Genomic DNA, 14,378 nt, shown 5'->3' with positions numbered 1-14,378 from the left:
TATGGCTGACTATCAGGGTAAAAAAGTGGTCATCATCGGGCTGGGTCTTACCGGCCTGTCCTGTGTTGATTTCTTTGTGGCACGGGGTGTGACGCCGCGTGTTATTGATACCCGCGTCAGCCCGCCCGGACTGGATAAACTCGCGGATAACATTGAGCGTCACCTCGGTTCGCTCAATGAAGACTGGCTGCTGGATGCGGACCTGATTGTCACCAGCCCCGGTATGGCGCTGGCCACCCCTGCACTGAGCGCTGCCGCCGATGCGGGTGTGGAAATTGTCGGTGATATCGAGCTGTTCTGCCGCGAAACGCAAACGCCGATTGTGGCGATCACCGGTTCGAACGGTAAAAGCACTGTGACGACGCTGGTTGGCGAAATGGCGAAAGCTGCCGGATGGCGCGTTGGCGTGGGCGGCAACATTGGTTTGCCGGTGCTGACGATGCTTGATCATGAATACGATTTGTTTGTGCTCGAGCTTTCCAGCTTTCAGCTTGAAACCACGTACAGCCTGCGTGCAGCGGCCGCGACGATCCTTAACGTGACCGAAGATCATATGGATCGCTATCCGTTTGGTTTGCAGCAGTACCGTGCGGCAAAGCTGAAAGTTTATGAGAACGCCGCGCTGTGCGTCGTTAACGCGGATGACGCGCTGACAATGCCGGTTCGTGGCGCTGATAAGCGTTGCGTGAGTTTTGGTGTGGACGTCGGTGATTACCATCTGACGCGCCAGCAGGACGATATCTGGCTGCGCGTGCGTGGCGAGAAGGTTCTGAATACCAACGAAATGCCGCTGACGGGCCGCCACAATTATACCAATGCGCTGGCTGCGCTGGCGCTGGCGGATGCGGTGGGCATTCCTCACGCTTCAGGCCTGAAAGCGCTGACGACCTTTACCGGTCTGGCGCACCGTTTTCAGGTGGCGTGGCAACACGATGGCGTGCGTTGGATTAACGATTCCAAAGCCACCAACGTCGGCAGCACCGAAGCGGCACTCAACGGCCTGCATGTTGAGGGCACATTGCATCTTCTGCTGGGCGGTGACGGGAAATCCGCGGATTTCTCGCCGCTGACGAAATATCTGCAGGGCGATAATCTGCGCATTTACTGCTTTGGCCGTGACGGCGCAGAGCTGGCGGAATTACGTCCTGACGTTTCTTCTCTGTTTGAAACGATGGAACAGGCGATGCGTGACATCAGCACGCGCGTAGTGTCAGGCGACATGGTTTTACTGTCTCCGGCCTGCGCGAGCCTCGATCAGTTCCGCAGTTTTGAACAACGTGGTGACGTCTTCACTGCGCTGGCGAAGGAGCTGGGTTAATGCGGATCCGTATTCCGGGGCTGGGCCTCGTCGGGAAATTTAACGACTGGGTGATGGGGTCGAAAGAAAACGACTCATTAACTCTGGTGCTGTATGACCGCACCTTGCTGTGGCTGACCTTTGGGCTGGCGATTATCGGCTTTGTGATGGTGACATCGGCTTCGATGCCCATCGGTCAGCGTCTGGCTGATGACCCGTTTTTGTTTGCGAAGCGTGACGCGATTTACCTTGCGCTGGCCTTCGGGTTGTCGCTGGTGACGCTGCGCGTGCCGATGGCGGTCTGGCAGAAATACAGTAACGTCCTGCTGCTGCTTTCCGTGGTGATGTTGCTGGTCGTCCTGGTGGTGGGGAGCTCGGTTAACGGGGCATCGCGCTGGATTTCACTGGGGCCATTGCGTATTCAGCCCGCAGAGTTTTCCAAGCTGTCACTGTTTTGCTACCTCGCCAGCTATCTGGTGCGAAAGGTCGATGAGGTCCGGAGTAACTTCTGGGGTTTCTGTAAGCCGATGGGCGTGATGGTGGTTCTGGCCGTTCTTCTGCTGGCCCAGCCTGACCTCGGTACGGTCGTTGTACTGTTTATTACCACGCTGGCGATGTTGTTCCTGGCGGGGGCAAAGATGTGGCAGTTCCTGGCCATCATCGGGTCCGGTGCTTTTGCCGTTGTGCTGCTGGTTCTTGCCGAACCGTACCGTATGCGCCGCGTCACGTCGTTCTGGAATCCCTGGGCCGATCCGTTTGGCAGTGGTTACCAGTTAACCCAGTCACTGATGGCGTTTGGTCGCGGTGAATTCTGGGGACAAGGGCTCGGAAATTCGGTGCAAAAACTGGAATATTTACCGGAGGCACATACCGACTTCATCTTCTCCATTTTGGGGGAAGAGTTGGGGTATTTCGGTGTGGTTCTGGCGTTGTTGATGGTATTCTTCGTCGCTTTTCGCGCCATGTCCATCGGGCGTCGCGCATTAGAGCTCGATCAGCGGTTTTCCGGCTTTTTAGCCTGCTCCATTGGTGTGTGGTTTAGCTTCCAGGCGCTGGTTAACGTAGGTGCCGCCGCAGGGATGTTGCCAACGAAAGGTCTGACCTTACCGCTCATCAGTTACGGTGGTTCGAGCCTGATTATTATGTCGACGGCAATTGTGTTGTTGCTGCGAGTGGATTTTGAAACGCGTCTGGCAAAAGCCCAGGCGTTTGTAAGGAGCGCCCGATGAGTGGCAATACCCGGCGTTTAATGGTGATGGCAGGCGGTACCGGCGGGCATGTTTTCCCCGGTCTGGCCGTGGCGCATCATCTGATGGCGCAAGGCTGGGAAGTTCGCTGGCTGGGCACGGCAGATCGAATGGAAGCGGATTTGGTGCCGAAAAATGGCATCGAGATTGATTTCATTAAAATCTCAGGATTACGTGGGAAAGGTCTGAAAGCGCAGATCACTGCCCCCATTCGCATATATCATGCGTGGCGCCAGGCGAAAGCCATCATGAAGCGCTTCCAGCCTGATGTGGTTTTAGGCATGGGCGGTTACGTTTCCGGCCCCGGCGGTCTGGCAGCATGGTCACTGGGTATTCCGGTGGTGCTGCACGAACAAAATGGTATTGCGGGCATGACCAATCGTGGTTTGTCGCACATTGCCAAAAAAGTATTACAGGCGTTTCCTGGCGCATTCCCGAATGCGGCCGTGGTGGGTAACCCGGTGCGCACGGATGTGCTGGCGCTGGAATTACCGCAAACCCGCCTTGCCGGGCGCGAAGGGCCTATCCGTATGCTGGTCATTGGCGGAAGTCAGGGTGCACGGGTACTTAATCAGACGATGCCGGAAGTCGCGGCGCTGATGGGCGATAAAATTACGTTGTGGCATCAGGTCGGGAAAGGCGCGCTGGAGTCCGTGAATCAGGCATACCAAAAAGCCGGTCAGACTCAGCATAAAGTCACCGAATTTATTGACGACATGGCGCAGGCGTATGCCTGGGCCGATGTGGTGGTTTGCCGTTCCGGTGCGCTGACCGTCAGTGAAATTGCCGCTGCGGGTTTACCGGCGATATTCGTGCCGTTCCAGCATAAAGATCGTCAGCAGTACTGGAATGCACTGCCGCTGGAAAAAGCCGGTGCCGCAAAGATTATTGAGCAGAAAGATTTTAGTGCCGCAGCCGTCTCTGATCTGATGGCCGGATGGGACAGAACCCATCTGATGGAAATGGCTGTCGCTGCCCGTGCAGCCGCTATTCCCGATGCGACAGAACGCGTGGCCGCAGAAGTGGTCGCCGTCAGCAAAAAATGAAATTGAACGGGCCATGCGCAGCGTGGTCCTGGCCGTAAGAAACGGATTAATCAGTAACCTGAAATAGTGAATAAAAACGTGAATACACAACAATTGGCGAAACTGCGTACCTTCGTGCCCGAGATGCATCGTGTCCGGCACATTCACTTTGTTGGCATCGGTGGTGCCGGCATGGGTGGTATCGCCGAAGTGTTGGCCAATGAAGGCTATCAGATTAGCGGTTCTGACTTAGCACCGAATCCGGTCACGCAGCAACTGACTGCACTGGGTGCGACCATTTATTTCAATCACCGCCCGGAGAATGTGCTGGATGCCAGCGTGGTGGTGGTGTCGACGGCGATCTCTTCCGATAACCCGGAAATTGTTGCCGCCCGTGAAGCACGTATTCCGGTTATCCGTCGCGCGGAAATGCTTGCCGAGCTGATGCGTTTTCGTCACGGCATCGCCGTGGCAGGGACACACGGTAAAACCACGACCACGGCGATGGTCACCAGCATTTACGCAGAAGCCGGGCTGGATCCGACTTTCGTAAATGGCGGGCTGGTTAAAGCAGCGGGAACGCATGCGCGTCTGGGCTCAAGCCGTTTCCTGATTGCAGAAGCGGACGAAAGCGATGCGTCCTTCCTGCATCTGCAACCGATGGTGGCCATTGTGACCAACATCGAAGCAGACCATATGGATACGTACCAGGGCGATTTTGAAAACCTGAAACAGACGTTTGTGAATTTCCTGCACAACCTGCCGTTTTACGGACGTGCAGTGATGTGTCTTGATGATCCGGTGATCCGTGAGCTGATCCCACGCGTAGGCCGTCACATTACCACTTACGGTTTCAGCGAAGATGCGGATGTGATTATTGAGAATTATCGTCAGGTCGGCGCGCAGGGGCACTTTACGATACGTCGTCAGGATCTGCCGCTGATCAGCGTCACGCTGAACGCGCCGGGCCGACACAACGCTCTGAATGCCGCGGCAGCTGTTGCTGTTGCGACGGATGAAGGTATCTGCGATGACGCAATCTTGCGCGCGCTGGAAGGCTTCCAGGGAACCGGACGTCGTTTTGATTTCCTGGGCGATTACGCGCTGGAAAATGTGAACGGAAAAACCGGCAGCGCGATGTTGGTTGATGACTACGGTCATCATCCGACAGAAGTGGATGCGACAATCAAAGCCGCACGCGCGGGCTGGGCGGACAAGCGTCTGGTCATGATTTTCCAGCCTCACCGTTACACGCGTACCCGCGATTTATATGACGACTTCGCGAATGTGCTGTCTCAGGTTGACGTGCTGATCATGCTCGATGTCTACCCGGCCGGTGAAGCGCCAATTCCGGGAGCCGACAGCCGCTCGTTATGCCGCACCATTCGTGCGCGAGGCAAACTGGATCCTATTCTGGTTTCTGATATTGACGCTGTGCCTGAAAGTTTGGCGCAGATCCTCGAAGGCGACGATTTAGTGCTGGTACAGGGTGCCGGTAATGTTGGCAAAGTGGCCCGTAAATTGGCTGATCAGAAGTTGCAGCCAGTGAAAAAAGGTGAAGAACATCATGTCTGAGAAAGTAGCGGTATTGTTGGGGGGGACTTCCGCAGAGCGCGATGTGTCATTACAGTCCGGCGCTGCCGTGCTGGCAGGTTTACGCGAATCTGGTGTGGATGCATATGGCATCGACACCAAAACATTTAACGTGGCGCTTCTTAAAGAAGAAGGGTTCAGCAAAGTCTTTATCGCGCTGCATGGACGCGGTGGTGAAGACGGTACGTTGCAAGGGCTGCTTGAGCACATCGGCCTGCCGTATACCGGCAGTGGCGTGATGGCTTCTGCGCTGACCATGGATAAATTCCGCACCAAGCTGGTGTGGCAGGCGCTGGGTTTACCGGTTGCTCCGTTCGTGGCATTGCATCGTTCACAAATTGAAGCAGCAGGGCAGGGCGCTCTGGCGGCAAAAATCGCCGAATTAGGCTTGCCGGTTATCGTCAAACCAAGCCGCGAAGGTTCCAGCGTTGGCATGAGCAAAGTGACAACCGAAAAAGAGTTGCTGCCAGCACTGCAGGAAGGCTTTCGTCATGACGATAACGTTCTGATTGAAAAATGGTTAAGTGGCCCGGAATACACCGTAGCGATCGTTGGCGATCAGGTTATGCCCTCCATCCGCATCCAGCCCGCCGGGACGTTTTATGACTATCAGGCGAAATATCTGTCTGACGAAACCCAGTATTTCTGCCCGAGCGGTTTGAGCGAGGAACAGGAAAAACAGTTATCTGCACTGGCGTTGCAGGCTTATCAGGCGCTCGATTGCAGTGGCTGGGGCCGTGTTGATGTGATGCAGGACGGTGACGGCAGCTTTAATTTACTGGAAGTGAATACATCGCCGGGAATGACCAGCCACAGTTTAGTGCCGATGGCGGCGAAACATTCCGGGCTGAGCTTCTCTCAACTCGTTTTCCGTATTCTGGCTTTGGCTGACTGATATGTCTCAAGCCGCCCTGAATACCCGAGAGCGTGAGACGGTCGAGACTAACGGCCGTCGCAGTAATGGTGGCCAGCTGGCAGGGATTGTGTTTCTGCTGCTGGTAGCAGGAACGATTTTATGGAGTGCGTGGGCCGTCATTATCTGGATGCAGGATGCGAACCGGTTGCCGTTGTCCCAGCTTGTGGTTACGGGAGAGCGTCATTACACGACCAACGATGATATTCGTCAGGCGATTTTGTCCTTAGGGGCACCGGGGACGTTCATGACGCAGGATGTAAACATCATTCAGCAGCAGATTGAGCGTTTACCCTGGATAAAACAGGTCAGCGTCCGTAAGCAATGGCCGAATGAATTGAAGATACATCTGGTGGAGTATGTGCCGGTCGCACACTGGAATGATCTGCATATGGTTGATGCCGATGGCAAATCATTCAGCATACCCGCTGAACGTGTGGTCAAACAGAAAATGCCGCTGCTATACGGTCCGGAAGGTAGCGAACAGGATGTTTTGCAGGGCTTTCAAACGATGAGTCAGGCGCTGGCCGCCGGGAAATTCACGTTGAAGGCAGTAGCAATGAGTGCGCGTCACTCGTGGCAGTTAACTCTGGATAACGACGTCCGGCTGGAATTGGGAAGAGATGACCGGATGGGGCGTTTACAACGTTTTATCGAGCTTTACCCGCGATTCCAGCAACAGGCTGAAGCCGATAAAAAACGCATTACGTATGTCGATTTACGTTATGACAGCGGTGCGTCGGTCGGTTGGGCTCCGGAGTTTATTGACCAGCAAAACAGTAATCAGCAACAGAATCAGGCACAGGCTAAACAACAATGATCAAGTCGACGGACAGAAAACTGGTAGTTGGGCTGGAAATCGGTACGGCAAAAGTCGCCGCATTGGTGGGGGAAGTTCTGCCCGATGGCATGGTCAATATTATCGGTGTGGGCAGTTGCCCGTCCCGTGGCATGGACAAGGGTGGCGTGAATGATCTGGAATCGGTGGTGAAGTGCGTACAGCGCGCCATCGATCAGGCTGAACTGATGGCGGATTGCCAGATTTCCTCTGTTTACCTTGCTTTGTCCGGTAAACATATCAGTTGCCAGAATGAAATAGGGATGGTTCCTATTTCAGAAGAGGAAGTCACGCAGGAAGATGTAGAGAACGTAGTGCATACCGCGAAATCGGTTCGCGTTCGCGACGAGCATCGTGTTCTGCATGTGATCCCTCAGGAATATGCCATTGATTATCAGGAAGGGATTAAAAACCCTGTCGGACTTTCCGGCGTGCGTATGCAGGCAAAAGTTCACCTGATTACCTGCCATAACGATATGGCGAAGAACATTGTGAAGGCGGTTGAACGCTGTGGCTTAAAAGTTGACCAGCTGATTTTTGCCGGTCTGGCAGCCAGTTATGCGGTTCTGACCGAAGATGAACGCGAATTAGGGGTCTGTGTCGTCGATATTGGTGGTGGAACCATGGATATCGCGGTTTATACCGGCGGCGCACTACGTCATACTAAGGTTATCCCTTATGCAGGGAACGTGGTCACCAGCGACATCGCTTATGCGTTTGGAACGCCACCGACCGATGCCGAAGCTATTAAGGTTCGCCACGGTTGTGCATTAGGTTCGATTGTCGGCAAAGACGAAAACGTCGAAGTGCCGAGCGTAGGCGGACGTCCGCCGCGCAGTCTGCAACGTCAGACACTGGCTGAAGTCATCGAGCCTCGTTACACAGAATTGCTGAATTTAGTGAATGACGAAATTTTGCAATTGCAGGAGCAGTTACGTCAGCAAGGCGTAAAACATCATCTGGCCGCAGGTATTGTTTTGACAGGCGGCGCAGCACAAATTGATGGTCTGGCAGCTTGTGCGCAGCGGGTATTCCATACCCAGGTGCGTATCGGGCAACCTCTGAACATCACAGGGCTGACAGATTATGCGCAGGAACCTTACTACTCAACGGCTGTAGGGCTGCTGCACTACGGGAAGGAGTCTCACCTGAGCGGTGAGGCCGAAGTGGAAAAACGCGCCTCAGTGGGCAACTGGTTCAAACGAATCAACAGCTGGCTGAGAAAAGAGTTTTAATGTTTTAACAACGGGATCATGCTCTTATAGCTTTTGATCCCGACGCGACAGGCACAAAACGGAGAGAAACTATGTTTGAACCTATGGAACTGACCAACGACGCGGTGATTAAAGTCATCGGCGTCGGCGGTGGCGGCGGTAACGCTGTCGAACACATGGTGCGTGAGCGCATCGAAGGTGTTGAATTCTTTGCCGTTAACACAGACGCCCAGGCGTTGCGTAAAACGGCTGTAGGCCAGACGATTCAGATTGGTAGTGGTATCACCAAAGGTCTGGGTGCTGGCGCGAACCCTGAAGTGGGTCGCAATTCTGCAGAAGAAGACCGTGAAGCCCTGCGCGCCGCGCTTGAAGGTGCTGACATGGTCTTTATCGCAGCGGGCATGGGCGGCGGTACCGGTACCGGTGCTGCGCCAGTCGTCGCTGAAGTTGCAAAAGATTTGGGTATTCTGACCGTTGCAGTCGTAACGAAGCCTTTCAATTTTGAAGGCAAGAAGCGTATGGCATTCGCGGAGCAGGGTATCGCTGAGCTGTCCAAGCATGTGGACTCCCTGATCACTATCCCTAACGACAAACTGTTGAAAGTGTTGGGTCGCGGTATCTCTCTGCTGGACGCCTTCGGTGCGGCCAACGACGTGCTGAAAGGCGCGGTGCAGGGTATCGCTGAGCTGATCACCCGTCCGGGTCTGATGAACGTCGACTTTGCTGACGTGCGCACCGTAATGTCCGAAATGGGTTATGCCATGATGGGTTCCGGCGTGGCATGTGGTGAAGACCGTGCTGAAGAAGCGGCTGAAATGGCGATTTCCAGCCCGTTGCTGGAAGACATCGATTTGTCCGGCGCGCGCGGCGTTCTGGTCAACATTACCGCGGGCTTCGACCTGCGTCTGGATGAATTCGAAACCGTGGGTAACACTATCCGTGCTTTCGCTTCTGACAACGCGACCGTGGTGATCGGGACTTCCCTTGACCCGGAAATGAATGACGAACTGCGTGTTACTGTGGTTGCGACCGGTATCGGCATGGACAAACGTCCTGAGATCACTTTGGTGACCAATAAGCCCGCCAGCCAGCCAGTGATGGATCACCGTTACCAGCAGCACGGGATGTCTCCGCTGCCGCAGGAAACTAAGCCAGCGGCTAAAGTGGTGAATGATCCAACCGCGCAATCGAATAAAGAGCCCGACTATTTGGACATCCCTGCATTCCTGCGTAAGCAGGCAGACTAGTCCGAATTGTAGGATCTCCGCTCTTTGTGCTAAACTGTCCCGCCGATCTTAAGGTAAGCTTAGGTCGGTTGGATAGATAACATTGCGAGATAAAAACGATGATCAAACAACGTACATTAAAACGTATCGTTCAGGCGACGGGCGTCGGCTTACATACCGGCAAGAAAGTCACCCTGACTCTGCGTCCTGCACCGGCCAATACCGGGGTCATCTATCGTCGCACTGACTTGAATCCCCCGGTTGATTTCCCGGCAGATGCAAAATCCGTGCGTGATACCATGCTCTGTACTTGCCTGGTGAATGAGCACGACGTACGCATTTCTACGGTTGAACACCTTAATGCGGCATTAGCGGGGCTGGGCATTGATAACATTGTTATCGAAGTCGATGCGCCTGAAGTGCCGATTATGGACGGTAGCGCCGCACCTTTCGTCTATCTACTGATGGACGCCGGGATCGAAGAACTGAAGAGCGCGAAGAAATTCCTGCGCATCAAAGAAACTGTGCGTGTTGAAGACGGTGATAAGTGGGCTGAGTTCAAACCATTCAATGGTTTCTCTCTGGACTTCACTATCGACTTCAATCACCCGGCGATTGATTCCAGTTCTCAGCGTTACAAAATGAACTTCTCCGCAGAAGCATTTGTTCGCCAAATCAGCCGCGCACGTACTTTTGGTTTTATGCGTGATATCGAGTATTTGCAGTCACGTGGTTTGTGCCTGGGTGGCAGCTTTGATTGCGCGATTGTTGTGGATGATTACCGCGTGCTTAACGAAGATGGCCTGCGTTTTGAAGATGAATTCGTTCGTCACAAAATGCTTGATGCTATTGGCGACCTGTTCATGTGTGGGCATAACATTATTGGTGCGTTTACCGCATTCAAATCTGGCCACGCGTTGAACAACAAGTTATTGCAAGCGGTACTGGCTAAGCAGGAAGCCTGGGAATTAGTTACCTTCCAGGATGAAGCTGAAATGCCTGTGGCTTTTAAAGCACCTTCTACAGTATTGGCGTAACCGATACTGATATCATGACTTATTACGACTGGTTGTTTTGGCACCCTCTCCGGCCAATTCAGCCAGTCGTTCTAATGCCTTTCTGAGTTTTTCCGGGCTACGGCTCGCCAGTCCTCGTAATTCCTCCGCACTCTGCGCACTCAAATGCCTGACCGGCATCGATTCAGACGCGATCGCTTTATTTTTAACAGCAATCTGCGAAGCATTTTCCATTTTCGCCATGAGCGAAGGATTAATCCTGATGTCGATTGACGACAAAGATGGTAGAATTTGCGCTCGAAGTGCAGAGAGTAGCGCCGGTTGTTCATAACGTAAGCGCATCATCCAGCTGGCATTGGCTATCTCCAGCACTAAAACTCCCTGTCGATAATTACCGACACGACACCATGGTTGCATGGGCGCCGGTAACAGACCTTTCACTGCGCGGTTTAATTTTAATAACGCCGCAGCACGCTGTTGAACAATACGCAGCGGGCTTTGCTCTGTGGAAGAAGCATCATCGAACAGGATATCTAATAATTGTGGGCGGCTATCGCGCATGATGGGCTCCGGCGGATTGTAAACTTGTGATTGGTATTCTAAATCGTTGGCGACAATTTGGCAGAAAGTATTTTTGGCCGCATCTCCTGTTGGGGATGGTCGCGGCAAGCCTTGGCGTGTCAACGAACCTCTCGCAAACGGAACTGCCTGCGGTTCCCAATACGTCCTCAAGCCTGAATAGGCTTAACATCGGCAGTACAGGGCTAAGTAATCTCGCATTGCTTCAGGCAAATCGCCGCCCGTCTTTCGGTGTGGATTACTGGCAGCAGCATGCACTGCGCACGGTCATCCGTCATCTTTCTTTTGCGCTGGCACCTCAGGTTGTCTATACCATAGCCCAACCTGAAATTGTCGCGCAGGAAGCAGAACCTCTTCACGTACAGCAACTTGCGCTGCTGGTGACGCTGAATGCCTTACTGACGCATGAATCCAAACCGCCGGTTATCATCCGTCACACGCAACAACCTTTTCACACCTTCTCTTCGTCGCATCAAACCGGACTGTGGTTAGCACAGGTGCAAGGCATTCGTGCCGGCCCGGCCTTCCTGATTTAACAGACTGTAAGTTTAAACTCTATCTATAAATCAACAAATTAGTGGCTACGTTAGGTGGCCTCCAAGAGATATTAAGCATCATGTTAATCAAATTATTGACCAAAGTTTTTGGTAGCCGTAACGATCGTACACTGCGCCGTATGCGCAAAGTAGTTGACCTGATCAGCCGCATGGAACCTGAAATTCAGAAGCTGACCGATGATCAACTGAGAGCTAAAACCGATGAATTCCGTGAGCGTCTGGCAAAAGGTGAAGTGCTTGAAATGCTGATCCCGGAAGCGTTTGCGGTGGTTCGCGAATCCAGTAAACGTGTATTCGGCATGCGTCACTTTGACGTCCAGTTACTCGGCGGCATGGTGCTCAACGAGCGTTGCATCGCGGAAATGCGTACCGGTGAAGGTAAAACCCTGACCGCAACGTTGCCGGCTTACCTGAACGCACTGAGCGGTAAAGGCGTTCACGTTGTGACCGTCAACGACTACTTAGCCCAGCGTGACGCCGAAAATAACCGTCCACTGTTTGAGTTCCTCGGTCTGAGCATCGGTATTAACTTGCCAGGCATGCCTTCTCCGGCTAAACGCGCTGCTTACGCTGCCGACATTACTTACGGTACAAACAACGAATACGGCTTTGACTACCTGCGCGACAACATGGCTTTCAGTCCTGAAGAACGTGTTCAGCGTAAACTGCACTACGCGCTGGTGGATGAGGTTGACTCCATCTTGATCGATGAAGCACGTACCCCGCTGATCATTTCCGGTCCGGCTGAAGACAGCTCCGAAATGTACACCCGCGTGGACAAACTGATCCCTAAACTGATCCGTCAGGAAAAAGAAGACTCCGACACGTTCCAGGGTGAAGGCCACTTCTCCGTGGATGAGAAAGCGCGTCAGGTTCATCTGACCGAACGCGGTCTGGTTCTGATCGAAGAAATGCTGGTTGATGCAGGCATTATGGAAGAGGGCGAATCTTTGTATTCCCCGACTAACATTATGCTGATGCACCACGTGACCGCTGCGCTGCGTGCGCACGTACTGTTTACCCGCGATGTTGATTACATCGTGAAAGACGGTGAAGTTATCATCGTTGACGAACATACCGGTCGTACCATGCAGGGTCGCCGCTGGTCTGATGGCTTGCATCAGGCAGTGGAAGCGAAAGAAGGCGTTGATATTCAAAACGAAAACCAGACGCTGGCTTCTATCACCTTCCAGAACTACTTCCGTTTGTATGAAAAACTGGCCGGTATGACCGGTACTGCGGATACTGAAGCGTTCGAATTCAGCTCCATCTACAAACTGGATACCATCGTTGTGCCAACGAACCGCCCTATGGTGCGTAAAGACATGGCCGATCTGGTGTACATGACTGAAATGGAAAAAATTGGCGCGATTATCGAAGATATCCGTCAGTGTACTGCCAGAGGCCAGCCGGTTCTGGTGGGTACCATTTCGATTGAGAAATCCGAAGTGGTTTCCAATGAACTGACCAAAGCGGGCATCGCGCACAGCGTTCTGAACGCCAAATTCCACGCCAAAGAAGCGGATATCGTTGCACAGGCGGGTCAGCCAAGCGCGGTGACCATCGCAACCAACATGGCGGGTCGTGGTACCGATATCGTGCTGGGCGGCAGCTGGCAGGTTGAAGTTGAAAACCTGGGTGAAGAAGCCACTGACGAGAAAATCGCAGAAATCAAAGCAGCATGGCAGATTCGCCACGATGCCGTTCTGGCTTCCGGCGGTCTGCACATTATCGGTACTGAGCGTCACGAATCACGCCGTATCGATAACCAGCTGCGTGGTCGTGCGGGTCGTCAGGGTGACGCCGGTTCATCTCGTTTCTATCTGTCTATGGAAGATGCCCTGATGCGTATCTTTGCTTCTGACCGTGTGACGAGCATGATGCGTAAACTGGGTATGAAACCGGGCGAAGCGATTGAGCACCCTTGGGTCACCAAAGCAATTGCGAATGCTCAGCGTAAAGTTGAAAGCCGTAACTTTGATATCCGTAAACAATTGCTGGAATACGATGATGTCGCCAGCGATCAGCGCCGTGCGATCTACAGCCAGCGTAACGAACTGCTGGACGTGTCTGATGTGAGCGAAACTATCGCCAGCATCCGTGAGGACGTGTTCAAAGCGACTATCGACAGCTACATTCCACCGCAGTCTCTGGAAGAGATGTGGGATGTTCAGGGGCTTCAGGATCGACTGAAACAAGATTTCGAGCTGGAAATGCCGATTGCAGAGTGGCTGGATAAAGAGCCTGAGCTGCATGAAGAAACCCTGCGCGAACGTATTATGGAACTCGCGAAAGAATCTTACGCCCGTAAAGAAGAAGTGGTTGGCGCAGAAATGATGCGTAACTTCGAAAAAGGCGTGATGCTGCAAACGCTTGATTCCCTGTGGAAAGAGCATCTGGCCGCAATGGACTACCTGCGTCAGGGTATCCATTTACGGGGTTATGCGCAGAAAGATCCTAAGCAGGAATACAAACGCGAATCCTTTGCTATGTTTGCTGCCATGCTGGAATCACTGAAATATGAAGTGGTCAGCGTGCTGAGCAAAGTTCAGGTTCGTATGCCTGAAGAAATTGAAGCAATGGAAATTCAGCGCCGCGAAGAAGCCGAACATCTGGCACGTCAGCAGCAATTGAGCCATCAGGATCAGCAGGAAATTGAAGTGGCTGAAGCTGCACGTCTTGCCGCATCCGGTGAGCGTAAAGTGGGCCGCAACGATCTCTGCCCATGTGGTTCTGGTAAAAAATACAAACAATGCCATGGTCGCCTGCAAAAGTAAGATCTCAGGCTAAGTCATCGTGTTAATCTTAAAGGCGGCTAATCACCGCCTTTATTTTGTCTAAAAATCCTTATATAAGACAGTCATTACAGTCAG

General features: G+C 53.2%; 12 protein-coding genes. 11 read left to right on the top strand and 1 reads right to left on the bottom strand.

Features of this window, described 5'->3' with window-relative positions; genetic code table 11:
* Window position 1 precedes the first annotated feature (1 nt).
* The 9 genes from murD to lpxC all read left to right on the top strand — a co-directional run bounded on the left by murD (window position 2) and on the right by lpxC (window position 10,390).
* Window positions 2-1,318 (top strand): UDP-N-acetylmuramoyl-L-alanine--D-glutamate ligase, encoded by a 1,317-nt coding sequence (gene murD, locus BV494_RS13490; protein ID WP_104923339.1) that lies wholly within the window; start codon window positions 2-4, stop codon window positions 1,316-1,318.
* A 5-nt stretch (window positions 1,319-1,323) separates the two neighbouring features.
* Window positions 1,324-2,526 (top strand): cell division protein FtsW, encoded by a 1,203-nt coding sequence (gene ftsW, locus BV494_RS13485; protein WP_439958386.1) that lies wholly within the window; start codon window positions 1,324-1,326, stop codon window positions 2,524-2,526.
* The gene (gene murG / locus BV494_RS13480; protein WP_104923337.1) at window positions 2,523-3,590 is read left to right on the top strand and encodes an undecaprenyldiphospho-muramoylpentapeptide beta-N-acetylglucosaminyltransferase; all 1,068 of its coding nucleotides are present in this window, start codon (window positions 2,523-2,525) and stop codon (window positions 3,588-3,590) included. Before ftsW ends, murG begins: the two co-directional genes overlap by 4 nt.
* Before the next feature lie 78 nt (window positions 3,591-3,668).
* Entirely contained in the window at window positions 3,669-5,144 is a 1,476-nt protein-coding gene (gene murC, locus BV494_RS13475; RefSeq protein ID WP_104924799.1) for a UDP-N-acetylmuramate--L-alanine ligase, read from the top strand.
* The gene (locus BV494_RS13470; protein WP_104923336.1) at window positions 5,137-6,057 is read left to right on the top strand and encodes a D-alanine--D-alanine ligase; all 921 of its coding nucleotides are present in this window, start codon (window positions 5,137-5,139) and stop codon (window positions 6,055-6,057) included. The genes murC and BV494_RS13470 overlap by 8 nt, the downstream gene beginning before the upstream one ends.
* 1 nt (window position 6,058) lies before the next feature.
* Entirely contained in the window at window positions 6,059-6,895 is an 837-nt protein-coding gene (gene ftsQ / locus BV494_RS13465) for a cell division protein FtsQ (protein WP_104923335.1), read from the top strand.
* The gene (gene ftsA / locus BV494_RS13460; protein ID WP_009634688.1) at window positions 6,892-8,148 is read left to right on the top strand and encodes a cell division protein FtsA; all 1,257 of its coding nucleotides are present in this window, start codon (window positions 6,892-6,894) and stop codon (window positions 8,146-8,148) included. Before ftsQ ends, ftsA begins: the two co-directional genes overlap by 4 nt.
* 71 nt (window positions 8,149-8,219) lie before the next feature.
* On the top strand, window positions 8,220-9,374 hold the full coding sequence (gene ftsZ, locus BV494_RS13455) for a cell division protein FtsZ (protein ID WP_104923334.1): 1,155 nt from the start codon (window positions 8,220-8,222) through the stop codon (window positions 9,372-9,374).
* Window positions 9,375-9,472: 98 nt separating this feature from the next.
* Entirely contained in the window at window positions 9,473-10,390 is a 918-nt protein-coding gene (lpxC, locus tag BV494_RS13450) for a UDP-3-O-acyl-N-acetylglucosamine deacetylase (RefSeq protein WP_101075170.1), read from the top strand.
* Window positions 10,391-10,402: 12 nt separating this feature from the next.
* Here the strand turns inward: lpxC and BV494_RS13445 are convergent, their stop codons facing one another.
* Window positions 10,403-10,930, bottom strand: a complete 528-nt coding sequence (locus BV494_RS13445; RefSeq protein WP_104923333.1) for a DUF721 domain-containing protein — start codon at window positions 10,928-10,930, stop codon at window positions 10,403-10,405.
* A 26-nt stretch (window positions 10,931-10,956) separates the two neighbouring features.
* Here BV494_RS13445 and secM point away from each other — a divergent pair, with 26 nt between their 5' ends.
* Window positions 10,957-11,484, top strand: coding sequence for a secA translation cis-regulator SecM (gene secM, locus BV494_RS13440; protein ID WP_104923332.1), 528 nt, complete (start codon window positions 10,957-10,959; stop codon window positions 11,482-11,484).
* 80 nt (window positions 11,485-11,564) lie between these two features.
* Window positions 11,565-14,282, top strand: coding sequence for a preprotein translocase subunit SecA (secA, locus tag BV494_RS13435; protein WP_104923331.1), 2,718 nt, complete (start codon window positions 11,565-11,567; stop codon window positions 14,280-14,282).
* The last annotated feature ends 96 nt before the right edge of the window (window positions 14,283-14,378 follow it).

The organism is Rahnella sikkimica, assembly GCF_002951615.1.
GTDB lineage: Bacteria > Pseudomonadota > Gammaproteobacteria > Enterobacterales > Enterobacteriaceae > Rahnella > Rahnella sikkimica.
Note: the sequence above shows the minus strand (reverse complement) of the source record. Positions and strands in the feature narration are given on the sequence as shown.